22 protein-coding genes are annotated in these 25,231 nt (G+C 52.5%); 10 read left to right on the top strand and 12 right to left on the bottom strand.

Annotated elements, in window-relative coordinates; translation table 11 throughout:
- Window positions 1-77: 77 nt before the first annotated feature.
- Both purL and PSE_RS19760 read right to left on the bottom strand, forming a co-directional pair.
- Window positions 78-2,282 carry a phosphoribosylformylglycinamidine synthase subunit PurL gene (gene purL, locus PSE_RS19765; protein WP_041769107.1) on the bottom strand — a complete coding sequence of 735 codons (2,205 nt, stop codon included), beginning with the start codon at window positions 2,280-2,282 and terminating at the stop codon, window positions 78-80.
- A gap of 224 nt (window positions 2,283-2,506) precedes the next feature.
- Window positions 2,507-3,019, bottom strand: a complete 513-nt coding sequence (locus PSE_RS19760; RefSeq protein ID WP_014286432.1) for a hypothetical protein — start codon at window positions 3,017-3,019, stop codon at window positions 2,507-2,509.
- Window positions 3,020-3,378: 359 nt separating this feature from the next.
- Here PSE_RS19760 and PSE_RS19755 point away from each other — a divergent pair, with 359 nt between their 5' ends.
- Both PSE_RS19755 and PSE_RS19750 read left to right on the top strand, forming a co-directional pair.
- Window positions 3,379-4,362: an HlyD family secretion protein gene (locus tag PSE_RS19755; protein ID WP_174519169.1), complete on the top strand. Its 984-nt coding sequence runs from the start codon at window positions 3,379-3,381 to the stop codon at window positions 4,360-4,362.
- Between the two features lie 10 nt (window positions 4,363-4,372).
- Window positions 4,373-5,425 (top strand): FUSC family protein, encoded by a 1,053-nt coding sequence (locus tag PSE_RS19750; protein WP_008547505.1) that lies wholly within the window; start codon window positions 4,373-4,375, stop codon window positions 5,423-5,425.
- Between the two features lie 63 nt (window positions 5,426-5,488).
- Here the strand turns inward: PSE_RS19750 and PSE_RS19745 are convergent, their stop codons facing one another.
- Window positions 5,489-6,025: a peroxiredoxin-like family protein gene (locus tag PSE_RS19745; protein ID WP_008547673.1), complete on the bottom strand. Its 537-nt coding sequence runs from the start codon at window positions 6,023-6,025 to the stop codon at window positions 5,489-5,491.
- Window positions 6,026-6,170: 145 nt separating this feature from the next.
- Here PSE_RS19745 and PSE_RS19740 point away from each other — a divergent pair, with 145 nt between their 5' ends.
- A complete protein-coding gene (locus PSE_RS19740; RefSeq protein WP_008547858.1) occupies window positions 6,171-6,983 on the top strand; it encodes an AraC family transcriptional regulator in 813 nt (270 codons plus the stop codon).
- Window positions 6,984-7,072: 89 nt separating this feature from the next.
- The gene (gene chrA, locus PSE_RS19735) at window positions 7,073-8,299 is read left to right on the top strand and encodes a chromate efflux transporter (RefSeq protein WP_014286431.1); all 1,227 of its coding nucleotides are present in this window, start codon (window positions 7,073-7,075) and stop codon (window positions 8,297-8,299) included.
- A 61-nt stretch (window positions 8,300-8,360) separates the two neighbouring features.
- Here chrA and purQ read toward each other — a convergent pair whose 3' ends face one another.
- The 4 genes from purQ to purC form a co-directional block, all read right to left on the bottom strand.
- Complete coding sequence (gene purQ / locus PSE_RS19730) at window positions 8,361-9,032, bottom strand: phosphoribosylformylglycinamidine synthase subunit PurQ (protein ID WP_014286430.1); 672 nt, start codon at window positions 9,030-9,032, stop codon at window positions 8,361-8,363.
- 45 nt (window positions 9,033-9,077) lie between these two features.
- Entirely contained in the window at window positions 9,078-9,185 is a 108-nt protein-coding gene (locus PSE_RS27715) for a phosphoribosylformylglycinamidine synthase-associated small membrane protein (protein WP_014286429.1), read from the bottom strand.
- A 36-nt stretch (window positions 9,186-9,221) separates the two neighbouring features.
- Window positions 9,222-9,461, bottom strand: a complete 240-nt coding sequence (gene purS, locus PSE_RS19725; protein WP_008548081.1) for a phosphoribosylformylglycinamidine synthase subunit PurS — start codon at window positions 9,459-9,461, stop codon at window positions 9,222-9,224.
- 210 nt (window positions 9,462-9,671) lie between these two features.
- Window positions 9,672-10,436: a phosphoribosylaminoimidazolesuccinocarboxamide synthase gene (gene purC, locus PSE_RS19720; RefSeq protein WP_008548091.1), complete on the bottom strand. Its 765-nt coding sequence runs from the start codon at window positions 10,434-10,436 to the stop codon at window positions 9,672-9,674.
- Window positions 10,437-10,792: 356 nt separating this feature from the next.
- On the opposite strand from purC, the gene PSE_RS19715 reads away from it, so the two are divergent.
- Window positions 10,793-11,116, top strand: a complete 324-nt coding sequence (locus tag PSE_RS19715; protein WP_008548073.1) for a DUF1476 domain-containing protein — start codon at window positions 10,793-10,795, stop codon at window positions 11,114-11,116.
- A 165-nt stretch (window positions 11,117-11,281) separates the two neighbouring features.
- Complete coding sequence (locus tag PSE_RS19710) at window positions 11,282-12,049, top strand: HpcH/HpaI aldolase/citrate lyase family protein (RefSeq protein ID WP_041768700.1); 768 nt, start codon at window positions 11,282-11,284, stop codon at window positions 12,047-12,049.
- A gap of 62 nt (window positions 12,050-12,111) precedes the next feature.
- Here the strand turns inward: PSE_RS19710 and rpe are convergent, their stop codons facing one another.
- The 3 genes from rpe to PSE_RS19695 form a co-directional block, all read right to left on the bottom strand.
- Entirely contained in the window at window positions 12,112-12,780 is a 669-nt protein-coding gene (rpe, locus tag PSE_RS19705) for a ribulose-phosphate 3-epimerase (protein WP_014286427.1), read from the bottom strand.
- A gap of 97 nt (window positions 12,781-12,877) precedes the next feature.
- Window positions 12,878-13,867 carry a symporter gene (locus PSE_RS19700; protein ID WP_014286426.1) on the bottom strand — a complete coding sequence of 330 codons (990 nt, stop codon included), beginning with the start codon at window positions 13,865-13,867 and terminating at the stop codon, window positions 12,878-12,880.
- A 131-nt stretch (window positions 13,868-13,998) separates the two neighbouring features.
- Window positions 13,999-14,484 (bottom strand): Lrp/AsnC family transcriptional regulator, encoded by a 486-nt coding sequence (locus PSE_RS19695; protein WP_008547660.1) that lies wholly within the window; start codon window positions 14,482-14,484, stop codon window positions 13,999-14,001.
- Between the two features lie 155 nt (window positions 14,485-14,639).
- Here PSE_RS19695 and PSE_RS19690 point away from each other — a divergent pair, with 155 nt between their 5' ends.
- The 4 genes from PSE_RS19690 to PSE_RS19675 all read left to right on the top strand — a co-directional run bounded on the left by PSE_RS19690 (window position 14,640) and on the right by PSE_RS19675 (window position 23,208).
- Window positions 14,640-18,125, top strand: a complete 3,486-nt coding sequence (locus PSE_RS19690) for an indolepyruvate ferredoxin oxidoreductase family protein (RefSeq protein WP_041768699.1) — start codon at window positions 14,640-14,642, stop codon at window positions 18,123-18,125.
- A gap of 253 nt (window positions 18,126-18,378) precedes the next feature.
- Window positions 18,379-18,948, top strand: coding sequence for a TetR/AcrR family transcriptional regulator (locus PSE_RS19685; RefSeq protein ID WP_008547377.1), 570 nt, complete (start codon window positions 18,379-18,381; stop codon window positions 18,946-18,948).
- A gap of 6 nt (window positions 18,949-18,954) precedes the next feature.
- A complete protein-coding gene (locus PSE_RS19680; protein ID WP_014286423.1) occupies window positions 18,955-20,046 on the top strand; it encodes an efflux RND transporter periplasmic adaptor subunit in 1,092 nt (363 codons plus the stop codon).
- A gap of 24 nt (window positions 20,047-20,070) precedes the next feature.
- The gene (locus PSE_RS19675) at window positions 20,071-23,208 is read left to right on the top strand and encodes an efflux RND transporter permease subunit (protein WP_014286422.1); all 3,138 of its coding nucleotides are present in this window, start codon (window positions 20,071-20,073) and stop codon (window positions 23,206-23,208) included.
- A 340-nt stretch (window positions 23,209-23,548) separates the two neighbouring features.
- On the opposite strand, the gene PSE_RS19670 is transcribed toward PSE_RS19675, so the two are convergent.
- Both PSE_RS19670 and PSE_RS19665 read right to left on the bottom strand, forming a co-directional pair.
- On the bottom strand, window positions 23,549-24,571 hold the full coding sequence (locus PSE_RS19670) for a P1 family peptidase (protein WP_014286421.1): 1,023 nt from the start codon (window positions 24,569-24,571) through the stop codon (window positions 23,549-23,551).
- A 124-nt stretch (window positions 24,572-24,695) separates the two neighbouring features.
- A complete protein-coding gene (locus PSE_RS19665; protein ID WP_148266177.1) occupies window positions 24,696-25,145 on the bottom strand; it encodes a flavin reductase in 450 nt (149 codons plus the stop codon).
- Window positions 25,146-25,231 lie beyond the last annotated feature (86 nt).

Genomic DNA, 25,231 nt, shown 5'->3' with positions numbered 1-25,231 from the left:
GGCTGCTTCTCTCACCATGAATGAAGAGAGAAGCGAATCTTATTTAGAACTCAGTTTAGCAGTTCGGTGGACGAGTATCAGCTCGCCTGCATAAAATGCGGGAACCATCCCTCGAAAGCATTATTCAGCTCTTCAACTGACACACTGATTTTACCGCCAAGAACCAGAGTATTACCACCAGTCTTACCGATTTCTTCTGTGCTGATACCAGCGTCGATCGCATCTTCCAAGAAGGCAGCGAGTTTTTCCTCTGCCACAGTCACAACATAGCGACTTTGATCTTCACCAAACAGAATGGCATGAGGATGGTCACCGGTCACTTTTGCAGTTGCACCGAGCTTGCCTTTGATCGCCATTTCAGCCAGAGCAACAGCCAGACCACCTGAGGAGATGTCGTGTGCTGCTGTGATGCGGCCTTCGGTGATTGCCTCACGAACGAAGGTGCCGGTGAGCTTTTCAACTTCCAGATCAACTGGAGGAGGAGCGCCTTCTTCGCGGCCCAGAACTTCCTGCAGGTACTGGGAAGAGCCGAGGTGTTTGCCTTTGCCGCCCAGAACGACGATGGTTTCGCCAGTGCTAACAAATGCACTGCCGACGCGTTTGGTGACGTCTTTCAGCAGGCCAACGCCACCGATGGCTGGTGTTGGCAGAATGCCTTCGCCGTAGGTTTCGTTGTAAAGGGAAACGTTACCGGAAACGATTGGGGTTTCCAGCACTTCACAGGCTTCGCCGATACCCTTCAGGCAGCCAACGAACTGGCCCATGATCTCTGGCTTTTCAGGATTGCCGAAGTTCAGGTTGTCGGTGATTGCTAGTGGCAGGGAGCCAACTGCGGACAGGTTGCGGTAAGTTTCTGCAACGGCCTGCTTGCCACCCTCATAAGGGTTTGCGTAGCAGTAGCGTGGGTTTACATCGACGGAGAACGCCAGACCTTTGTCTGTGCCGTCTACACGGATGACGCCTGCATCACCGCCCGGAGTTGCGGCAGAGTTGCCCTGAATGAGGGTGTCGTACTGCTCGTAAACCCAGCGACGGGAAGAGCCATTTGCACCGCCGAGCAGCTTCAGCAGTGCTTCTTTGTAGTCTGTTGGTTCTTCAACGTTGGCGGCTGCGATTTCTTCCGGCTCAGGCCATTGTGTCCATGGGCGGTCATATTCCGGAGCTTCGTCGCCGAGTTCCTTGATTGGCAGATCAGCCATTACTTCGCCGTGCTGCTTCACAACGAAGCGCAGGGTATCCGTAGTGATGCCGCAGATTGCGAAGTCCAGACCCCACTTGGTGAAGATGGCTTCCGCTTCTTTTTCCTTGGATGGCTCCAGCACCATGAGCATACGCTCCTGGCTTTCTGAGAGCATCATCTCGTAGGCGGTCATGTTTTCTTCGCGGGCAGGAACCTTGTCGAGGTCGAGCTCGATGCCGAGGTTGCCTTTGGCACCCATCTCAACTGCAGAGCAGGTGAGGCCAGCTGCGCCCATATCCTGAATAGCGATAACCGCACCGGTCTTCATCAGCTCAAGGCAGGCTTCCATCAGGCATTTTTCGGTGAACGGGTCACCTACCTGAACGGTAGGGCGCTTTTCGTCGATGGAATCATCGAACTCAGCGGAGGCCATTGTTGCGCCGCCAACACCGTCACGGCCTGTTTTTGCGCCGAGGTATACGACCGGGAGGCCGACACCTTTTGCTTCGGACAGGAAGATCTTGTCTGCATCAGCAAGACCAGCTGCGAAGGCGTTTACAAGGCAGTTGCCGTTGTAGGATTTGTGGAACTCAACTTCACCGCCCACTGTTGGGACGCCGAAGGAGTTGCCGTAGCCACCAACGCCGGAAACAACTCCGGAAACGAGGTGGCGCGTGCGTGGATGATCCGGCTCACCGAAGCGCAGAGCATTCATGGCTGCGACGGGGCGTGCGCCCATGGTGAACACGTCGCGCAGGATACCACCAACACCGGTTGCCGCGCCCTGATAAGGCTCGATGTAAGATGGATGGTTGTGGCTTTCCATCTTGAAGACGACAGCCTGGCCATCATCGATGTCGACAACGCCTGCATTTTCGCCTGGTCCCTGAATGACGCGAGGGCCAGTGGTCGGGAGTGTCTTCAACCATTTCTTGGAGGATTTGTAGGAGCAATGCTCGTTCCACATTGCGGAGAAAATTCCAAGCTCGGTGAAGGTTGGCTCTCGGCCAATTAGCTCCAGGATGCGAGCATATTCATCTTCCTTAAGACCGTGGGCCTCAATGAGTTCGGGGGTGATCTTAACGCTATTTTGGATCATCACACTCAGAAAATTTGGGCGCTGTGCGCCGGGGCCAAATGTCACGGGCTGCTTAACAGGATTCATAGAAAAATGGAAACTGTAGAGGCCGCTTTTTTGGATTTTTTGCTGCCAAGGCATGGTTTTTTGCAGCTTGACGACAAGTCACTCTGTTTAAATCATATGGAGCTGTAATCTTTTGAATTAGCTGAAAAATTTTTCAGCCTAAAATGCGCAGTTTGCGGTGGTCAGAAGGTGACTTCGCCCTGCAGAGTTGTCACGGACATGGACATGTTTGGCAGCTTGGTACGGCTCCATGTTCCGCTGCCTTTGGCGTTTGCCCATTTTTCATCGCCGCCCAGAATGGCCCAGTTGCCAGAGTACCGTCCGTCTTTGATGCCTGTGATCTCATAGCTGATGGCGAATGGTGCGCCGTTCTTGTCCTTCAGGCTGCAAACGCCGCCACCCTGAACCTGCATGTTTTTAACGACTGCACCGCCGAAGCAGCTGCCGGATACGAAATCGAATGGATCTTCAGGATTGTCGCTGAGGAACACGTAGTCTGCGTTGATGCGTTTCAGGTTGAGCTGATCGGTGATGATGGCGTTGTTGTAGAGGCCGAAGGTTGCGAGCTGACCGGTGTGAGAGAACCCTGCTGCTCTGGCGTTGACCTGTGCTGCATTGGCAGAAAGAGCGGTGGCTCCAACTGCTGTGGCGAAAACGGTTCCGAGGACGGCAAGTCTTTTCGCAAGGGGTGGCATCACAGATAGTCCTTTGCAGGTTTGCCCTGCGATTTAGCAAGGCGCATGTGTTTTCGCGATGCAACCACAACCTGAGAGGCTGTTTCAATCATGTCCTTTTGAACTGGTTAGGGTTTTGTTTCGCGTTATGCAATGAGCAGGCGCTAAAATTTTACGCTTCGGAAATCTTCGTTAACCTACTGTATTTACTAGCTACTTAGAATTTGGAGGGATCATTTTCACGATTTCAAAACCCTCATTTGCGATGCTTTCACGTGCCTCCAAATGGGCGCCTTTTGCTGGTGCTAATAACCGGCTTGTCTAACAAGAATTCGCCGATGCTTATGTTTTGCGTAGCGTCAGGTGAGCGGAGATAAAGGGTGCCTGGAGGCATTTTTCACATAAGTGGTCCGATCAAGGTGATCTTAGGCGCATGCGCCTTGATCGGCGCTTATGTTGTAATTGATTATTTCTTCACCTACACCGCTGATGCCTATGTCTCCGCAGATGTGGTGCGTGTCTCTCCTGAAATTTCCGGATTTGTCACCGAGGTTCCTGTTGATCGGAACAAGGCTGTAAAAGCTGGTGAGTTGCTGATGCAGATTGATCCTGAACCTTTTGCTTTGGCGGTTCAGGAAGCGCGGGCGCAGGAAGCTATGTCGCTGGCAAACCTGCGCAGGTCTGAGGCAGAGGTGCAGGTTGCTGAGGCTGCAGTAACGGCTGCGGTTGCAAAGGTTGCTAATCTCTCAGCTCAACAGCAGCGCTTTGAGGAGCTGACGGACAATGGTTTCGTAACCCAGCAACGTCTCGACAACATCACGCTTTCTCTGGAAGAAGCAAATGCGGAAACGGATTCGGCAAGAGACACTTTGCGCGCGGCGGCGCATCAGGTGGAGGTGCAACGCTCGACCTATGAAGCGTCACAGGCGGCAACAGCTCTGGCGCAGTATAACCTTCGAAAGTCCTCCTTGCTGTCGCCGGTGGATGGTGTGGTCAGTGAGTACACGGTTAACCCGGGGAACTATGTGCTTCAGGGCATTCCGCAGATGGCGCTTATCACGAATACCAACTGGCGGATCATTGCGAACCTGATTGAGAGGCATGCGGCTCGGTTGAAACCGGGGCAAACGGTCTACTTTCAGGTCTCCAGTGATCCATACCGGGTTCACAAAGGGACGGTCCGGTCCATTGGGCGAGGTATTTCCCGAATGGATCAGGACCCAAGGGTTCTGCCTTACATACCATTGACGACCGACTGGATCCGGCTTTCGCAGCGGTTTCCGGTCGAAATTGATATGGGGGAGTTTTTAGAGGACCACGTTCCAATGCATGGGGGAGATGCTCGCATCTTCCTTGTGCATTAGAGGAGGCGCCATGTTCTTCAACTACGCTATCGGTCTCCGCACCAGCCTGATGGTGACGCTCGCCTCTATCATTGCTCTGATTGTTGATGCGGATGATCCTTGGTGGGCGGCCATGTCTGCCATGACGGTGGCCAATGCGGACTGGACCAACGTTTGGCGCAAAGGCATTCAACGTGTGATTGGCACCATTGCCGGTGGGTTTTCCGGGTACTGGATTGCGGTTGCAGTTAAGAACTATGAAGTCTTCCAGATGATTGCGGTTGGATGCCTTGCAGCACTGGCGATCTATAAGCGAATGGCGAGCCCGAACTATGCCTATGCCTGGTTGATGGGGATCGTGACTGCGATGTTGGCCATTTATATTTCTCTGCTGGAAATCGATCTGTTGTTCTACTTGATGGTTGACCGAACAATTACGGTTGCCATCGGGGTGATGACCGCTGCAGTCGTCTCCTATTACTTCCTTGAGGAAACGTCGTTAGGTGTTGGAGTTGGGCCTTATTTGACGCCCAACATCGACACCATGGATAAGAGCTGGGTGATTGCGCTGTGTTTGAGCGGGGCAGCTGTCGCGATGCTGGCACCGATCATCTACGTGGGTCATGAACTCGCGGCGATGGTGCAGATTATCATTACCTCGCTTGTTGTGCTCTATGGGCCAGTTGTGTCCGTGAAGAAGTTCGCTTTGAACCGAAGTCTGGGCTGTCTCATCGGTGGGTTGATGGGGTTCGGTCTGATCGGGCTCGGGTTACAGTCGTTTTTCTGGTGGGCGCTGCTGCTTGCAATCGGGTTGTTCTTCTTAGCCTCGGTGCACCACGGCAAGAGTTACTGGGCATATGCGGGAACGCAAGGTGGGTATGCGTTTGTGATTGCGGCGCTGGCGTCTGCAGGTCCGGTCGACAACTTCAATCAGGTTATTGACCGATTAGTGGGTGTTGTATTGGGGGCTGTGATTGCGATCTGTGTCTTGATTGTTGTCCGCATTTGGCAGGGGGCGGACTTTCCAGATATTGAGCACATCAATCAGAAGAAGGCACGAAAGCCTCGTGTCAAAAAGACATAAAAAAGAGAGGCTGCGAAAACACAGCCTCTCTGAGCACCAAGAAAGTGTTTGTGGTAAAATTGATTATAGAGCTCCGGTGTATTCACCGCGGGCGGGATAATCGTTCTTGATGCAGAAGTCGAGAGCACCGAGCATTGGTTTAAAGTCAGGACGTGCAAATGGCATAGTCTGCACATTCCCGAAGTAAAGTGTGCCGTCAGGCTTTACGAAAAACAGGCCTGGTTCTGCGAACAGATCCGGTTCTTCAATACCGATAGACGTTTTTCCGCGGCCTGCTGAAATGAACAGACCCCATTCACGCGCCTTTGTCAGAGTAACGCCATACCCAACGCGCAGTTTGTCTGCTTTGATTGCGTTGGAGAATGTTTGGGCACGATCCTCTGTATCGGTGGAGAGAGCAATGGTTTTCACACCGCGTTCTTCGAACTCCGGTGTCAGACGTTCCAGTTCCTTCAGGTAGGTTGCACAGATGGGGCAGTGCAGACCACGGTAAAAGACAACCAGAGTAGCAAAATCAGAAGCGTCGGCTGACAGATCGAATGTACCACCACCAACGAGGTTCGCAGATAAGCTTGGGACTGGCTTGCGAGGGATCAGCATATTATTCTCCTGAGCTAAGTATTCTTTTTGTAGCTTTGCTCATTTCGTTTTTTGAAAAGGCAATTAGCGGTGGTCGATTTGTAGCTATTATGTTATTGAACGTTTAATTGCCTTTTGTTCGAAAAAACTGATCGAGAGTTCGGATATGGCCACTGAGCTAGCTGAAGTGAAACCACGAGAGCTGCGATACGACCGTCTGTCTTCGCTTATTGAGCGCTTTAAGGTGGAGGCGCATATCCTTCACAACACAGAGGATGAGGTGCTTCAGGGCAACTTTTTTATCCTTCGTTGCATGCATGGATTCCGGAAGCTCGTGTTCCTTCCTTCCAGTCCCAACAACCCGACTGAGATCAAGCGTATTTGTGACGACACCATTGTGCTTGCAGGTGCGCGGGTAGAGTTCGGTGGGCCGGGGTCTCAGCTGAGTACGGCGCTGCCGGACTATGTTGAGATCTATCTGCAGGATGCGCCTGAGCTGGAAAGCCTTGCGGATCTGATGGTGGAAGAAGTGCTGTCCCCGCGTTGTGGTGGAGCGGCGGTGATCAACCGACTTTGCGAAGTGGTGGTGATCCGGTTGCTGCGACATGCGGTTCGTTCTGGTGCTGCATGCAGCGGATTGATTGCTGGGCTTGCACACCCCAATCTGGCGCAAGCGCTTGTGGCAATTCACGAGGAACCGGCAAAGCAGTGGCGACTGGAGACCCTCGCTGAAGTGGCGGGCATGTCGCGCACGCAGTTTGCCGTTCATTTCAAGGATGTGATGGGTGAAACGCCGGGCTCTTACTTAAGCAACTGGCGTCTGGCTCTGGCTAAGCTGGATCTGGAGGCTGGGCGCCCCTTGAAAAGTGTGGCGGCGCGTGTTGGTTTTGCGTCACCGACGGCATTGTCCCGTGCCTATCAACGGCGTTACAATGAGTTGCCTCGCAATGTTGCATTGAAAACAGTTGTGGCTGCCTAGTACCGGGGCGCTCTGAGTATTTGTCCTGATGTCACAACTCTGCTTTATATGCTGCTCCGCTTTCTATTCAGAATACGATTGAGCCATCCATGAGTTTTGCAGAACGTCCGACAAATCTTCCTGAAGAACATGTTCAGGGCCATGCGTTAGAGGTCTTTGTTGCTTTCCTGAAGTTGGGCCTGACATCTTTTGGTGGGCCGATTGCGCATCTTGGGTATTTCCGAGAGGAGCTGGTCAAACGACGGAAGTGGCTTTCGGAGGACGCCTATGGGGATCTGGTTGCGCTCTGTCAGTTTTTACCGGGGCCTGCGAGTAGTCAGGTTGGGTTTGGTCTTGGTTTGATGCGGGCAGGGCCGCTCGGAGCGCTTGCGGCGTTCTTTGCGTTTACTGCACCTTCCGCTTTGCTTCTCTTTGGTTTTGCATATTGGGCCAGCGTTTTTGATGGGCCGGTTGGAATGGGCCTGATCCACGGCCTGAAACTGGTTGCCGTCGCTGTGGTGGCGCAGGCTGTTTGGGGGATGGCACGTAACTTTTGTGCAGATCAGCTTAGGGCCGGGCTTGCGGTGTTGGCGGTAGTTCTGGTTGTTGCATTGGGCGGTGCTGGCGGGCAGATTGCTGCGATTGTTGCTGGCGGCTTAGGTGGTTTCCTGTTCTGCCGATCTGAGCCCAAAGCCGACGTTCATGAGGTGCTGTTTGCTCCGAGGCGTCGGTTTGGTCTCTTGGCCGTTGCGTTGTTTGCAGTTCTGTTGTTCGGCCTGCCTGTTTTGAGTGAGTGGATTGTTGACCCGCTGCTTGGTGTGTTTGCGAGCTTCTATCACTCCGGTTCGCTCGTGTTTGGTGGTGGCCATGTGGTGCTGCCTCTTCTGGAGGCTGAAGTGGTTGGGACGGGGCAGGTGAGCGAGAGTTCGTTCCTCGCCGGATATGGAGCAACGCAGGCTGTTCCGGGACCACTCTTCACGTTTGCCGGTTATCTGGGGGCTGAGATGCCAACTGGATATGCACCGTGGGTTGGCGCGTGTGTAGCTTTGATCGGCATCTTCTTGCCGGGAGCTTTGCTTTTGATTGCCGGTTTGCCTTACTGGGCTGTGCTGCGGCAGACGCCTTCTGCACGTGGGATCATGGCAGGCGCTAATGCAGCCGTGGTTGGTGTTCTCGGTGCGGCGCTTTACTCGCCTGTGTGGACCAGTGCAATTTTGGAGGCGAAGGACTTTGCAGCTGCGCTTTGTGGCTTTGTGCTGCTGGTTTCTTTCAAAGCACCACCATGGATTGTTGTGCTGCTGCTGGGCCTGACAGGGATCGGTTTTGCGTTTATCTGAGGCATGAAAAAACCCGGAGCGCTGAGCATCCGGGTTTTGAAAAAGTTGTTGTGCGCGCAGTTTAAGCTGCAAGGCTCTGCATGACGCTTTCGAACAGCGCGCGGCCTTCAACGCCACCGTGAAGATCTTCAATGAGATTCTCTGGATGAGGCATCATGCCGAGGACGTTGCCTTTTGCGCTGGTGATGCCAGCGATGTCGTTGATGGAACCGTTTGGGTTGGTGCCGTCAGCATAGCGGAATGCCACGCGGCCTTCGCCTTCCAATTCTTTCAGCGTTTCTGCATCAGCAAAATAATTGCCATCATGGTGAGCCACCGGGCAGCGCCAGACCTTGCCTTTTTCCATGTGGGATGTGAAGGCACTGTTGGTGCTGGTGGTTTCCAGCATGACTTCCTTACAGACGAAGTGCAGGGATGCATTGCGCATCAGAGCGCCCGGCAATAGGCCAGCTTCGGTCAGCATCTGGAAGCCGTTGCAAACGCCCAGAACGTGACGTCCCTGATCAGCTGCCGTTTTCAGAGCTGGCATGATGTGGGAACGAGCTGCAATCGCACCTGAACGCAGATAATCACCGTAGGAGAAACCGCCCGGAAGGACGTAGAGATCTGCTTCCGGCAGTTCTGTTTCGGTGTGCCATACTGTGGCAACAGGCTGGCCGGAGATTTGCTCCAGCGCTTTGATCATATCGCGGTCACGGTTGGAGCCGGGGAATAGGATCACTGCGGATTTCATGAATGTTTCCTCTTGGATGGAGGGCCGCTTGTCACAGACGAGGTTTTACAGGAGTAAAAACACCGCAAGAACAGAGAGGGCAGCTGGCAAGCCAATAAAGATGATCGCCTTGATGACCATGAAACGGATGATCCGGCTTGTATCGTCTTGCACGGTATTGCCCTCGCAGGTTCGTCTATCGGTTACAGCTTAAAGCAGCTCGATAGAGTAATTTTCGATGACGGTGTTTGCCAGCAGCTGTTCGCACATGGCTTCAATATCAGCTTTGGCCTGCGCTTCGCTGCGGTCAGCCAGCTCCAGATCAAACACTTTACCCTGGCGAATGCCTTCAACGCCTTCAAAACCGAGAGAACCAAGGGAGCCTTCGATTGCTTTGCCCTGGGGATCGAGAACACCGTTCTTAAGAGTGACGGTCACACGTGCCTTCATGGTTCTAACTGGTCCTTCCTTACCAAAATGGGAGATTTAAGCGGACTGCATTGCGCCTGTCGCCTAAATCCATTCTTTGCGCGCGTTCATAACGCGGGAATCTATGCTGGGGAAGCAAAAACGAGCCAAGGTAGTGAGATAGTTCAATACCCGTGCGGTAGATGGTTTGCCCCAAAAATGCAAAACGGGCCTCACGGGCCCGTTCATTGATTACTTGACTAGCACTGGTCCAGAGTGTCCCGGACGGTCGTTGTCGATCAGGATGCCGAGCCTGCGGGCTACTTCCTGATAGGCTTCAACCATACCACCCATGTTCTGACGGAAGCGGTCTTTGTCCATCTTGTCGTTTGTGGAAGTGTCCCACAGGCGACAGCTGTCTGGAGAAATCTCGTCCGCAAGAACAATGCGCATCATGTCGCCTTCGATCTGACGTCCAAGTTCGATCTTGAAGTCAACGAGGCGGATGCCAACGCTCATGAACAGACCGGATAGGAAGTCATTGATGCGGATGGCGAGTGCCATGATGTCATCAAGCTCCTGAGGAGCAGCCCAACCAAAAGCGGTGATGTGTTCTTCAGAAACCAGCGGATCTCCAAGTTCGTCGTTCTTGTAGTAGAACTCGATAATGGAGCGTGGAAGCTGAGTGCCTTCTTCCAATCCCAGGCGTTTGCACAGAGAACCTGCAGCAACGTTGCGGATAACGACCTCAATCGGGATGATTTCCACCTGACGGATCAGTTGTTCGCGCATGTTCAACCGACGAATAAAATGGGTTGGAATGCCCATGTTATTCAGATTGTTGAAAATGTACTCAGAAATCCGGTTGTTCAGGACACCTTTTCCATCAACGACTTCATGCTTTTCGTTGTTGAAGGCTGTTGCATCATCTTTGAAGTGCTGAATCAGCGTTCCCGGCTCAGGACCCTCATAGAGAATCTTGGCCTTGCCTTCGTAAATTCGCCGACGGCGGTTCATAGGCACGTACCATTGCGTTTGTAGAACAAGTCGTACGGGTGACGTCGGGGCGTAAACCAGATGTCTTTCAAAGCACTCGAGCCAAAAGACTGCAAATGTTCCTCCAGCATTGGTTTTCGCATCTTTCGTCATTGCGAAAATCGCGATCCCGCTATGCGGCGCGGAACTTAACCGACTTTTTGATAAAGCACAAATGGGTAATTCGAATGGCGTTACCACCATTTGATATACCACTGACTACAACTAATGGCTTTTGACCTGCAAATAGAAGTTGCGTACAATGATTCACGTAAGTTATAGCGTGACTTGTAAGAGGGGAGGGACCTTTTTACATTGTCTGAGCTAGGAGGGAATAGATGACCACGTTCGACAAACGAGCTGATGCGTTTGAAGGCGGTTTCGCAATGGGTTCTGAGCTTGCTTTCAAAGCGACTGCGCGGCGCGACAAGCTGCTGGGGCAGTGGGCTGCTGAGAAGCTTGGTTTGGCCGGGGACATTGCAGAAGAGTACGCCAACAAGATCGTACAAACTGATCTTAAAGAGCCAGGCGACGAAGACATTTTTGCTCGTATTTCCAAGGATTTTGCTGATGCAGGTGTTGAGCAGTCTGAACACCAGATTCGCCGCACCATGGAAGAGCTGATGGCTGTTGCGAAGAAGGAAGTTGCTGAGGAAGCGTAAGCTGATCCTCTCAAGCTGGCCCATCTGATGGGCGCTTCACAAAAGAATTTGCCGTCTTCCCTTGATATTGTGAGGGAGACGGCTTTTTTGTTTGAATGACAATTGCGTTTAAGAGCTGGTGCTGCGTGGTTGATGGTGCTTGTGCTCGATCAGATGAGGCATTGCATGACTGAGAAAATGTGTCTGGCAGAAAAACTGCGTGCAGGGCAAACCGTTGTGAGCGCGTGGGCAAGCCTGCCATCTCCGATCTTTTCGAATCTGTTTCTGAAAAGTGGTTACGAGGCAATCACTCTGGATTTGCAGCATGGCTTGCTGACGACAGCTGATGCCCGTGATTCTATTCGGGAGATCATCATTGGCGGTGGTCATGCTGTGGCACGAACCTGCGTTGATGATTTCAAGAATGCCAGCTGGCTGCTTGATATGGGCGCGGAGGTGATTATCGCGCCGATGATCAACTCAGTGGCAGACGCGAAGAAGCTCGTTGAGTTCTGCAAGTACCCACCGCTTGGTTCGCGCAGTTATGGTGCCGTGGGGGCGACGATGGCCTCTGGCACCACCATGGATGAGTACTTTGCTTCTGCAGATAAGAAGACACTAGCTATTGCGATGATTGAGACGCCGGAAGCCTATGAGGCTCTGGAGGATATTCTTGCTGTTGATGGATTGGATGGTGTTTTTGTTGGGCCAGCAGATCTGTCCCTGACTGTTTCTGGTGGGCTGCGCGTCGAGCCAGTGGCAGATGCATCTTTGGCGATGCAGAAGGATATTGCCGAGAAGACACGCGCTGCTGGAAAGATTGCAGGGATCTACTGTGTTTCTAAAGGCCATTTGCAGCACTCGAAGGCCGCTGGTTATCAGTTCATGACGTTTGGAACAGATTCGACTTTGTTTATGAGTGCAGCATCAGAGGCTGCTAAAGCTCTCGATTAAGATTGCATTGCATACAAAAAAGGCCGCCTCTCAGGCGGCCTTTTGCGTTTATGGATCAGAACTTAAACCTGAGCAGCTGTGCGAATTGCTGTGATGTTTTCGCGGTAGCTTTCTACGGTGCCACCTTTGAACACGGCTGAGCCAGCTACCAGTGTGTCTGCGCCAGCTTTGGTGACTAGTGGTGCAGTTTCCGGAGTGATGCCGCCGTCGATCTGAATACGGATTGGACGATCACCGATCATGCTTTTGATGCGGGCAACTTTCTCAATCTGAGAGTGAATGAACTTCTGTCCGCCGAAGCCCGGATTGACGGTCATGACGAGGATCAGGTCTACGCTGTCCAGAACGTACTCCAGGCAGCTTTCATGTGTGCCTGGGTTCAGAGAGACACCAGCTTTTTTGCCGAGACCACGGATCGCTTGCAGAGAACGATGCAGGTGGGTAGTCGCTTCAGCGTGGACGGTGATATAGTCCGAGCCAGCCATTGCGAAGGCTTCAAGGTATGGGTCGCACGGCTCGATCATGAGGTGGGTGTCGAACACCTTATCGGTATGTGGGCGGAGCTTTGCGATGACATCTGGGCCAAAGGTGATGTTTGGAACGAAGTGACCGTCCATAACATCCAGATGGATCCAGTCGGCTCCAGCTTCTACAACATCACGAACTTCTTGCCCCAGCTTGGAAAAGTCTGATGCAAGTACGGAAGGTGCAATAACGAGCGGCTGTGCCATGGCAGGGATTCTCCTTGATGTGCCCATTTTGCTGTGCGGCTAACATGGACACAAGAGAGAAGCAAGTGGTGCGAACAGCGCAACTGCCACTCGCTCTTTAGGGCGCGGCTGTTTCAGTCTTACCGATATGCATGGCAACGGGTCTTAGGATCCACGGTAACAGGTAGATCGGGAACTGGGCAAAGGCGAAGAAGAGCCACGCAAGTTCAGGGATTGTGCCACCTAATGCAGCAACCATCAGACCCAGATTTCTGCTTCCTGTACCATAAGCGGCGATAAAGGCGGTTTGCTTGCCTGCCGGGTAGAAGATCAGGAATGTGATGAGCAGCTGAACACCCGCGATGGCAAATACACCGATGAAGAGGGCGGTCGCCTTGAATGGGGCGGTCAGAGCAAAGTCGGTCACGCCATCCATTGCTGCGATGGCGAAGATGAATAGCACAACGCAGTTGATGCCGTTGATGTGGTCCGTGGCCTGACTGATACGCTCAGCACCCAGCACGTAATAGAGCAGGCGACCTAAACCCGCTGAACCGATCAGGAACATAGCCAGATTGGTGGCCAGTGAGAGTGGGGCAACCTGCAAAGTGTCTGGCAGCAACAGGTACGCAAACAGGGCCGTGCTGAATGGGGCGATGATCAGTGCGAGTGTTGAGATGGTGAGTGCGAGGGCTCCGTTGAGGCCAAACATCCAGATGAAAATTGGCGTGGACATGACGGGCGGTGCCGCTGAGACCATGAACAGTGCAGTGAGAACGCCGAGATCAATCTGATCCAAACCGATTGTCAGACATATCAAAGTCGCCAGCAGGGGCAGGATCAGCATTTGCCAGAGGACTGCCGCGATTGCCGGAAGAGGATGCGTGAGCTGTTGTGCGATGGCGGCGTTGTCTACGCGGATAAAACTCAGTGTCAGCAGAATAAAGATGGCAGGCGTTAAAAGAATGCGCAGGGCTTCTGCAATGCCGGGCAGGAAGAGGCCGAGAAAGATTGAGATCGCCACGGCATTGGTGCCGTTTCGTCCCAGAAAACGCAGGAGCGCGTTGATCAGCTTAAGGCCGCTTATAACGAATGTGGGGGAGGGCAATGTTTAGTCCACGCGAAATCTATAAGTGCAAGAGATCGCGCGACTAAACCATATCAGTCGAGTTTGAGCAAACATTTCGGAGTTTCGGCGACCTCGCGTAAACTAACTCGGATTACGCTGTGTCAGAAACTTTAACTGACAAACTCTTTAAGCGGTAACGCAACTGTTTCCTTAATGGTCGAAACTACAATGCGGGACTGAACATCTGAGACCAGAGCATTGTCCAGAAGTTTCAAACGAAGGAAATCGTCATAGGACTTTATATCCGTGGCGACAACTTTGATGAGATAGTCCACTGCGCCGGTGATGCGTTCGCATGTAACAACTTCGGGCCATACCCCAATAAGCCTGTCGAATGTTTCCATGTTCTCGCGGCTGGGCACAGTGAGCTTAACGAAGGCATATGCGAGGAAGCCAAGACCGACTGCTTCGCGATCAACCAGAGCTGCCGTCTGTTTGATCACTCCAGTCTCCTTGAGTTTCTTAATTCGCCTCCAGCAAGGAGTTTGGCTCATACCCGCTTCTTTGGCGATATCTGCGATGGATTGGGATGCATCTTTTTGCAAAATCCGCAGAACTCGGATGTCGGATGGGTCCAATAAGGAATTTTCGCTCATGTGCCCTCGTAGGAATAATTTTTCGACTGAGTACGTATTTGTCGGTAGGATAGCACAGAAAGCACGCAAAAAAAGGATCACTATGGGCTAGGACGAAAGAATTGGTTTTGGCGGGGGGGACCGTCCACAGCCATGATGGGAGAGGAGCTCATTGAATGAATGTTAGTGTGCCACCGATCAGCTTGCATGATAAATACACAGCTGAAACAGGCAATGTTTACCTAAATGGTATTCAGGCACTGGTACGACTGGCGTTGGACCGCGGTCGTCTAGATCGAGCTAACGGATTGAAAACAGGCGGTTTTATCTCAGGATACCGCGGTTCTCCAATCGCTGGCTACGACACGGAGCTTCAAAGATCACGTCAATATCTTGATCCGCTGGATATTCAGTTTCAACCGGGAGTGAATGAGGAACTGGGTGCAACAGCGGTTTGGGGATCGCAAAAAGTTCGGCAGCACGGAAAAGGTTCTGCCTATGACGGTGTCTACGGTATCTGGTACGGGAAGGCGCCAGGTGTTGATAGAGCCGGAGATGTGCTGCATCAGGCAAGTGCTTCTGGAACCGACCCAAATGGCGGTGTTGTGGCACTTGCGGGTGATGACCATCTGGCAAAATCTTCCATTTTGCCGGCACAAAGCGAGTTTTTCTTCCAACACGCAGAAATCCCTGTTCTCAACCCTGCTGATATTCAGGAAGTGCTGGATTTCGGTCTGCACGGGTTTGAGATGTCGCGTTACACCGGTCTGTGGAGTGCATTGATTTGCCTTGCAGATACGATGGATGCATCTGGTGTTGTTTCTGTAGACCCGCAGCGCTTGTCGTTCTCACGCCCTGCTGCGTTTGATCCGCGTAAGAATGCTGAGTTGAACCGAGTTCTTCTGCTCGGCAACCGTCTGGAAACTGAGCGTTTGCTGCGTGATATCCGGATGCCGGCTGTTTTGGCCTATGCCAAGGCGAATCGTCTGGATCATGTGGCCTATGGTGCGCAGAAGCCTCGAATCGGTATGGTTGCCACCGGTAAGGCGTTCCGTGATCTGTGTCAGGCGCTTCGTCTGATGGGTATTACGGATCAGCGAGCCAAGGAGATTGGACTGGCGGTCTATAAGGTTGGTATGCCTTATCCGTTGGAACCAACAGCATTTTCCAGCTTTGCGCGCGGTGTCGAAAAGATTTTGGTGGTGGAGCACAAGCGTGCGTTTATCGAGCCACAAATCAAAGAGATTGCTTACAACTGGCCGAGTGACCAGCAGCCGAAGATCCTTGGTAAAAAAGATGCGCAGGGTGAGCCTTTGCTCTCCGATGTTCTGGAGCTATCCATTGATGAGATGATCCGCGTGATCATGAACTTCCTGCCAAAGGAATACGTCAATGATGAGATGCGTTCTGTTGCTGATTCCATGATGCGTCAGCAGATGTGGGCTCAGGGAAATGGTGAACTTGCAGCCCGTTCTCCGTATTTCTGTTCCGGTTGTCCGCACAACACTTCTACTGTTGTGCCTGAAGGGTCACGCTCGATGCCGGGTATCGGCTGTCATGCGATGACCGAGATTAATGGCCGGACAACCGATGGCCAGATCGCCATGGGTGGAGAGGGATCACTTTGGGTTGGACAGGCGCATTTTGCCCGTGATGAGCATGTGTTTGCGAATATGGGCGATGGCACCTACTTCCACTCCGGTATTCTGTCGATCCGACAGGCTGTGGCAGCGCGTGTACCGATCACGTTCAAGATCCTTTACAATGACGCTGTTGCGATGACGGGTGGTCAGGAGATTGATGGATCGCTGACTGTGCCTCAGCTTCTCAATCAGCTTCATGCTGAGGGAGTTGAGAAGGTTGTTCTGCTTTCCGAGCATCCCGATGATTATCAGGGGCGTCAGGATCTGGCGCTGACTGAGCCTGTGCACCATCGTGATGATCTGATGAAGGTGCAGAACGAACTCAAAGAGTTCAAAGGCGTCTCGGCGATTGTGTTTGATCAGACCTGTGCTGCTGAGAAACGTCGTCGTCGTAAGAGAGGATTGTATCCTGATCCGGATCTTCGCTTGTTTATCAATGATCGTGTGTGTGAGGGCTGCGGTGACTGTTCTGTACAGTCCAACTGTCTCTCTGTTGAGCCTGTTGAGACAGTGTTTGGTGAAAAGCGCCGCATCAACCAGTCTTCCTGTAACAAAGACTTCTCCTGTGTGAAGGGCTTCTGTCCGTCCTTTGTGTATGTGAAGGGCTCAAAACTACGTCAGGCTAAACCTGCGGACTTTGCGCTGGATGAGTATGTGAAGCAGTTGCCTGAAGTTCAGCTTCCTTCGCTTGAAAATACCCGTAACCTGCTGGTAGCTGGTATTGGCGGTATGGGGGTGACGACCATCTCTGCCATTATCGCGATGGCAGCGCATATTGATGGCATCAAAGCGTCTACACTGGATATGACTGGTCTTGCACAGAAGGGTGGTCCTGTGACCTCGCACGTGCGTTTTGCGGCAGCAAGCGACACAATTGAGGGGCCTCGCGTTCCACCTGCTCAGTTGGATGTGCTTATTGCGAGTGACATGCTGGTTGCAAGTAAGGCTGAACAGCTCTCGCTTTATCATAAGAACAGAACGCATGGTTTCGTGAACACAAACGTCACGCCGACTTCTGAGTTCGTTATGAAGCAGCAGTTGTCGTTTGATGAGCACAAGATGAAGCGGACGCTTGAGCAGGGTACACTTGATCTGAGAGCACACGATCTGGCGAATATTGCTGAGAAGCTGCTTGGTGATGCGATTTACACCAATATGATGCTGATCGGTCTGGCTTATCAGGCTGGCACACTGCCAATCTCAGCCCAGTCGATTGAGAATGCCATCTCATTGAATGGTGCAGCGGTTGAGAAGAACATCAATGCCTTCCATGCAGGTCGTGTTCTTTACTCCAACCCTGATGCGATCTTCGCAGCGCTTCCGCGTCAGGAAGCCGTTGCGGTGATGACGCTGGATGAGAAGATTGCGTTCTTTGCCAAGGAGTTGACGGCATACCAGAACAAGTCCTACGCCAATAAGTATCTCGATAAGATCACCGAGATCCGTGCGAAGGATGAGGAGTTTGGCCCGGGATCTCTTGAGATCACCCACACTGCCGCTGAGATGCTTTACAAGGTGATGGCTTATAAAGATGAGTACGAAGTTGCGCGTCTTTATAGTGAGCCTGAGTTCCGCAAGAACCTGGAAGCACAGTTTGCTGATCCGGGTGAGTTGCAGCTGATGCTGGCACCGCCATTCTTGCCTAGTAAGCCTGATCCAAAGACTGGACGTCCGCAGAAGCGGGCCTTTGGTCCGTGGATTTTCAAGGCATTTGAAATGCTTGTCTCACTTCGTGGTTTGCGTGGAACGGCTCTTGACCCGTTTGGGTATGCACGTGAACGGAAGGAAGAACGTGCATTGATCAAACAGTACCGCGATGACCTTAGTCTTGCCTGCGGAAAGCTGGGAACAGCAAATTACGGTCTCCTGCGTGAGTTCCTCAATTTGCCTGATTCTATTCGTGGCTATGGTCCGATCAAAGACGAGAACATGCGGCTTGCGCAACTTCGGCGCGAGGAGTTGCTTGGTCGACTCGAGGAAGATCCAACCACGGTGACCTTCAAAGAAGCGGCCGAATAACATCCAGTTATTGGCGGAAAATCAACAAATGCCGATCCCTATGGGGTCGGCATTTTGTGTTTCAAGTCACAGTTACGTGACCTTTTTCTTGCTATGCGGTTTCCTACGGGCAGCTATCTCGATTTTCTCAAAATTCGAACTTGTCTTTTTTTTGGTCTTCCTCTAAAACCGACTGGACGGTACAAAAACCGACTGGACGGTACAGAAACCGACCAGACGGTACAAGGCTCCGAGAGTGGAGAGGGATACCAACGTGGAAACAACAGCGGAACATATTCTGGATGCGGTCGAGCGTCTGGTTTGCATTGAAGGGACGCGCAAGCTGACCATTGATGCCGTGGCGGCTGAGGCCGGCATGTCCAAAGGCGGAGTGCTTTATAATTTCCGGAGCAAGCAAGAGCTTTTGCTTGGGGTGATCCGCCGGGTTGTGACCGAAGTTCGGGAACGGACTTACGCGTTGAGTGACAAGCTGACAGAGCAGGGGGTGGCCTGCCCAATTTTGAGGGCAAGCTTTCAGATCTATAAGGAATATAGAGAGAAGACCGCACCTAAAGCACTGTTTGCTCTTGCTGCCCAAGAGCCTGAATTGGTTGCTGAATTTCAGGATATGAGCACTGAGTTCGGTCGAGCAATCAGCAGTGAGATTAGTGACCCGGTGTTGGGGCACATGTGTTTGCTCATTATTGACGGACTTTATTATCGCCAGGCTCTGGACATTGAACACTGCAGTGCTGGTGAAATCGATGAACTTATTGATCGCGTGTTGGAAATTTCCTCCCAGAACTCCCGACACGCCGTATTGAACGCTGAAGCTGGAAACTAAGGTAAAATGCAGAAAATAAGCGGAAAAAGTAGAATAGGACGCCTGGGCGCGCCTATTTTTGTTGGGGCACTTGCTCTGCTGCTTGCAAGCTGTCAGGAGCAGGAAATTGCGGAAGCGCCTAAAACGGTCGCGCCGCGCCCTGCTCGTGTCATGGTCGTTTCTGAGGTTGATGATCTCTTCACACGTAACTTTACTGGACGTGTTGATGCGGTTCAGACCGTTGATCTGGCATTCCGGGTCTCCGGCCAGCTTGTCGAACTGCCAATCGTTGAAGGACAGCGCATTGCAAAGGGCGATTTGATTGCTGCGCTTGACCCAACCGATTATGAGAACGCTCTTCGTGAAGCTCAGGTCAACTACGAGCAAAAGAAGAAAGACCTGCAGCGTTTTGAAACGTTGAAAGACAAGCAGGTTATTTCTGAAGGTCAGTATGATAACGCAAAAACTGCATTTGACCTTGCAGACGTGACCCTTGATCGTGCCAAGCAAAACCTTGGTTACACAAAGATTGTGGCCCCATACGACGCAATTGTTACTTCCCGAACACTCGACAACTACGCGATCATCAATGCTGGTACCAGCATCGCACGCGTACAGGACGTGAGTGAAGTTCGCATCGACATCAACGTCCCTGAAACACTGTTTGCTCAGGCAACAGAGTCTTCCGTGCTGAAAATGACCGCTGAGTTCCCATCTCATCCGGGCAAAGTGTTTCCGCTGGAATACCGCGAGCACAGCACTGAAGCTGACATGGTTGCGCAGACTTACCGCGTGACTTTGGCGATGGATAACGACTCTGGCTTCAACATCATCCCTGGCATGACTGCGAGCGTGAAAGTGAAACTCAACAGTCTTGATGCAGCAGGTGCTACTGCGTTCTTCGTCCCAACTTCTGCTATCGGTTCTGCGCCAGACAAGAGCTCTTACGTTTGGGTTGTTGATGAAAGTGAAAAGCGCGTTGGTCGCCGTAAGGTTCTGCTCGGTACCGTGCTGGGTGGCTTTATTCCGATCCTCTCCGGCCTGAAGGACGGCGAAATGATCGTGACAGCAGGTGTGAGCCATCTGAGTGAAAACCAGCAGATCGTGCCAAAGCTGTAAGAGTAGCGTCTAGGAGTTTTTGAAATGGATATTGCACGCTACTCAATTGAGAAGCCGGTCAATGTCTGGATGGTTGTCCTGATTGCTCTTCTTGGTGGCATTTGGGCTCTAGGCGGCATTGGACGACTGGAAGATCCGGCATTTACAATTAAAGAAGCGCAGGTGATCACCTCTTATCCGGGTGCGAGCGCTGCGGAAGTAGAAGAAGAAGTTACTGAACGGCTCGAAAGTGCCATTCAGCAGATGCCTCAGCTGAAGGAAGTTCGCAGTACCTCTGAGCCGGGTCTCTCCCGTATTCAGGTTGAGATGAAAGACATCTATGACGGTACTGAGCTGCCACAAGTGTGGGATGAGCTGCGTCGTAAAGTGAACGACGAGATGCCGAACTTGCCAAGCGGTGTTCGCACTCCGATTGTTTACGACAGCTTCGGCGATGTGTTCGGCATGTACTATGCCCTGACAGCTGATGGATACTCCAACCGGGATATCCGTAAGACCGTCAAGGAACTGCGCCGTGAACTGCTGACTGTCGACAACGTTGCGAAGGTTTCCATCCTTGGTGCACCTGAAGACGAGATCGTCATTGCGATGGATCAGGACCGTCTGGCACAGCTGGGTATCACCATTGCTGACGTGCAGAACGTGCTGAATGCAGAGAATGCTATTCAGGCGAACGGTACCACGGTTTCTGGTGATCTGCGCATCCGCATCTCGACTGTTTCCGCCTTTGACAGCTACCGCAGCATTCAGGATTTGGTGATTGGTAATCCGGGTTCTACTGCGATGGTGCGCCTGTCAGATGTGGCAACGCTTTCTGTCGAAGAGCCTGAAAATCCAAGTGTTCTGGTTCGTCATAACGGACAGCGCGCTGTTACCCTGGGTGTAGCTGCTGTTGAAGACACAAACATTGTGGCTGTTGGTCAAGGTGTTGAAGCGCATCTGAACGAGCTGCGTGCTAACTTGCCAGTTGGCATGGAAATCATCCCGATCTACGAACAGCACCGTGTGGTTGATGAGGCTGTTGGTTCCTTCGTGTGGAACCTGGTGATGTCTGTTTCCATCGTGATTGTGGTGCTCGGCATCTTCATGGGCTGGCGTGCTGCTGTTGTGGTGGGTTCTGTTCTGCTGCTGACCGTGCTTTCAACTATCCTGCTGATGAAACTTGGTGGTATTGAGCTTGAGCGTATTTCGCTTGGTGCTCTCGTGATTGCCATGGGTATGTTGGTGGACAACGCGATCGTTGTTGCTGAAGGTATGATGATCAACATGCAGCGCGGTATGCGGCCTATCAAAGCTGCGTCTACCGTTGTTGAGCAGACCAAGTGGCCACTGTTGGGTGCAACTGTTATCGGCATTATGGCGTTCTCAGGGATTGGTCTTTCCAGCGACAGTACAGGTGAGTTCATGTTCTCCCTGTTCGCGGTTGTTGGCATCTCCCTGCTGATGTCCTGGCTCTTTGCGATCCTCGTTACACCGCTGTTTGGTAAGTACTTCTTCAAGATGGCGACCATCTCTGGTGATGAGCATGATCCGTACCGTGGTGTTCTTTACACCCTGTTCCGTAAGATCCTGGTTCTGACCCTGAAACTGCGTTGGTTGTCACTGGCAGCACTGATCGGTGTAACTGTAGTTTGCTTCTGGTCTTTCCAGTTTGTTGGAAACTCCTTCTTCCCGAACTCTGCAACGCCACTGTTCTACGTGAACTACTGGCTGCCGCATGGGACCGACATTCATGCGACTGCGCGTGATATGGAGAAGCTGGAAAACGAGATCCTGTCTCTGCCGGGTGTTGTTTCTACCAATACCTTCATTGGTCAGGGTGCGACCCGCTTCATGCTGACGTACTCTGCTCAGGATGGAAGCTCCAACTATGGTCAGGTGATCGTACGCACTGAGAATACTGATGTCATTGATGATATGGCTCTGAAGATCCGCGAGTTCGGTATTCAGGAGCTACCTCAGGGACAGGTTTATACCGAACGTCTGGTGTTTGGTCCTCCGTCTGGTGCTGATGTTCAGGCGCGTATTACGGGTCCGGATGCGGATGTTCTGCGGGCGATCTCTGAAGAGATGATGGCGATCTTTAAGGATCCTCAGTATCGCTTGAGTGATGTACGTACTGACTGGCGTGAGCGTGAGTTGGTGATGCAGCCGAAGTTCGACGAACAGCGTGCGCGTATTGCTGGTATCACTCGTCAGGATCTGTCTACTGCGATCCAGTTTACCTCTGACGGTATCCGTGCTGGCAGCTATCGTGATCTGGATGAAGACATTCCGATCATCGTGAAACGTAAGCGCGCTGAAGGTGAGACTGCCTCTGAAGCTCTTGTAAACACTCTGGTTTGGAGTTCTCAGCAGCGCAAGTACGTTCCGATTGATCAGGTCACCTCCGGTATTTCTACCGTGTCAGAGGATACTCTGATCCGCCGAGAAGATCGTGTGAAGACGCTGAGTGTGCTTGGTGCGAGTGCGCCGGATGAGTTGGCGTCGGTTGCTCATGCCCGAATTCGGGGTGCGATTGAGGCTGTTCCGCTGCCGGATGGGTATTCCATGGTGTGGGGTGGTGAGTACGAGAACTCTCAGGAAGCTAATGAATCGCTGGGGAGTAAGGTTCCGATCACTTTCCTTGTGATGATTGTTATCTCTATCCTGCTGTTCTCTAAGGTTCGGGAACCACTCATCATCTGGCTGATCGTGCCAATGTCTGTCAACGGTGTGGTGATTGGTTTGCTGGGCACAGGTTTGCCGCTGGACTTCATGGCGATCCTTGGTGTGCTGTCACTGTCCGGTATGTTGATCAAGAACGCGATCGTGCTGCTGGAAGAGATCGACCTTCAGCTTGAAGAAGGTGGAGACCGGTTTGACGCTGTGGTTCGTGCGAGTGTGTCTCGTCTGCGTCCGGTGTCTATGGCAGCGATCACGACGATCCTTGGTATGGCTCCGCTGATTGTTGATCCGATGTTCGCAAGTATGTCTGTGACCATTATGGGTGGTCTGGCGTTTGCGACGGTGTTGACACTGATTGCTGTTCCGCTGCTGTTCATCATTTTCTACCGCATTCATCCAACGAAGGGTGCAGGTAAAGGAGAAGCAGACAAGCCTCTGAAGAAGCTGGAAGAAAACGTTTCTGACAATCAGAAGGCTGAGCCGGAACCGGCATAAGAAAAAGGTCTTCCCGGTTACCTAAAACCGGGAAGACCTCCGAGATACGCAAAGGGCGGCGTATATTTACCGCAACACTCCGTCCTTTGCTCCCCCGCGTCGCCTCTGCCCCCAACACCAGAGGCGGCGCATCTTTTTTGCCTTTCGGCACTTATTCAAGAGAGCAAATCTGCCTTGAATACCGGCTCCCATCCCTGGTGAGCGTGATCCAAAACTCCAGCACACTATACCGGTTTGCGTCGATTTGCGTTGTTTTGCGCAAACTTGCGTTTTTATGGGTTTGCTTGCGTTGTTATGTGAGCTTTACCTTAACGGAAATATCAGGATACGGAATTCAAATCTACCGTGATCCGTGCTGGCTCTTCCATGTTGGTACTGTGTCACCAGGGTACTCCGTCGCATTGTAGACGCCGCGGGCGATGGCTCGGGAGACGGTCTGAGCGGCGTAGGCGCCGAGCTCGAGCAGTTCGACCATCGGGTCCTGCATCTTGCGTTTGCCGGTTGAGATCACGAAGAGCAGGTCACCATCCATCGGTGTGTGTGCTGGCCAGAGGGCGCGGGCATAACCGTCGTGGGCGGCGGTGGCGATGCGTTTGGCTTCGGACTTAGTGAGGATCAGATCAGTGGCAACGATGCCGATGGTGGTGTTGGTGTTTGGGGACAGATCGATTGTGCCCAGAGTGAACTTGGTTTGCACGGTGCGATCCATGCCCGGCATTTCCGCTGGCCAGCCGAGACCGCCGAATTCCCCGTTTTGCTCGCTTGGTGCAGCCCAGAAGTATGGTGTGTCGCCGATGGTGGGACGACCCAGTGCGTTTACCGCGATGAGGGCGCCAACTGTGCCGCCGCGGGGCAGAGAGAGGGAGGCGGAGCCAAGGCCGCCTTTGAGGTCTGCAGTGGTGGCGCCAAAGCCTGCGCCTGCTGAGCCGAGCTCAAAATCTTCACCAGCGTTGTCGACCGCTTCAATGCCCATTTCGCGGTAAACTGGTTTTCTGCCCCAGGATTTATCCCCCCCGTTGAGGAGATCGAATAGAATAGCTGTGGGGGTAATTGGAATGACTGCACTGCCAACTTTGAAACCTTTGCCAAGTTCTGCCAGTCGCACCTGTGCGCCGCTGCCTGCATCCAGCCCGAATGCGGAGCCGCCGGACAGCACGAGGGCGTCGATGGCATTGACGGTTTGCTCTGGTTCCAGAAGAGCGATATCGCGCGTGCCTGGTGCGCCGCCTAAAATGGCGACGGACGCAACGGCCTGTTCGTCTGGTATGAGAACCGTGACACCGGACTTGGTCTTTTCGCAATGGGCATTGCCGACCTTCAATCCCGGAACGTCGGTTATCAGATTGCGCGGTGCTGGTGTCATCGTTTTTCCCTAAATCAATGTCGAAATATGCAGATGCACAACCGCGACAGGTCCATCGCGATTGGTGCAGAAAATTCTTTTATTGCTGTAGGCCTGGTTCCGAAATGGGAACTTAGGACCAAATTCAGACGGAATGATAGTTCCGATCAAGGTAGATCAGAGCAGGTGCAAATTCACCCAGACGTGCTGCGACCACCTCGCCGAATATAACAGAGTGCGTGCCAACTTCAGTCACTTCTTTAATGTGGCAATCAAAGCTGACGCGTGCGCTCTCCAATATCGGGCTTCCTGTTGCCAGAGTGCCCCAGCTTCCTTTTGCGAAGCGTTCTTCCATTGACAGGTCGCCCTGACCTGCGAAGACGTTGGAAAGATCGGTGTGGTCATGAATAAGTGTGTTGATGGAAAAGACGCCGTTGTCTTTGACGATCTGATTCACCTTTGCGCTGCGGTTGAGGCAGACGAGCAGGGTGGCCGGATCATCTGACACAGAGCAGACAGATGAAACTGTTGCGCCAACGCGACCGGCAGTACCGGCACTGGCAAGCAAGTGAACTGAAGCGCCTAAACGACTCATTGCCTCTCTAAATTCATGAGAGGCCAGACTTTTGCTCGTATTATCAGCGGGCGCCATTGTTAAAGCTGTCGTCATCCAGTTCGTTC

The sequence above is a fragment of the Pseudovibrio sp. FO-BEG1 genome (genome assembly GCF_000236645.1).
In the GTDB taxonomy this organism is placed as follows: Bacteria; Pseudomonadota; Alphaproteobacteria; order Rhizobiales; family Stappiaceae; genus Pseudovibrio.
The sequence above is the reverse complement of the archived record's forward strand: the minus strand, read 5'-3'. Positions and strand labels throughout refer to the sequence as shown.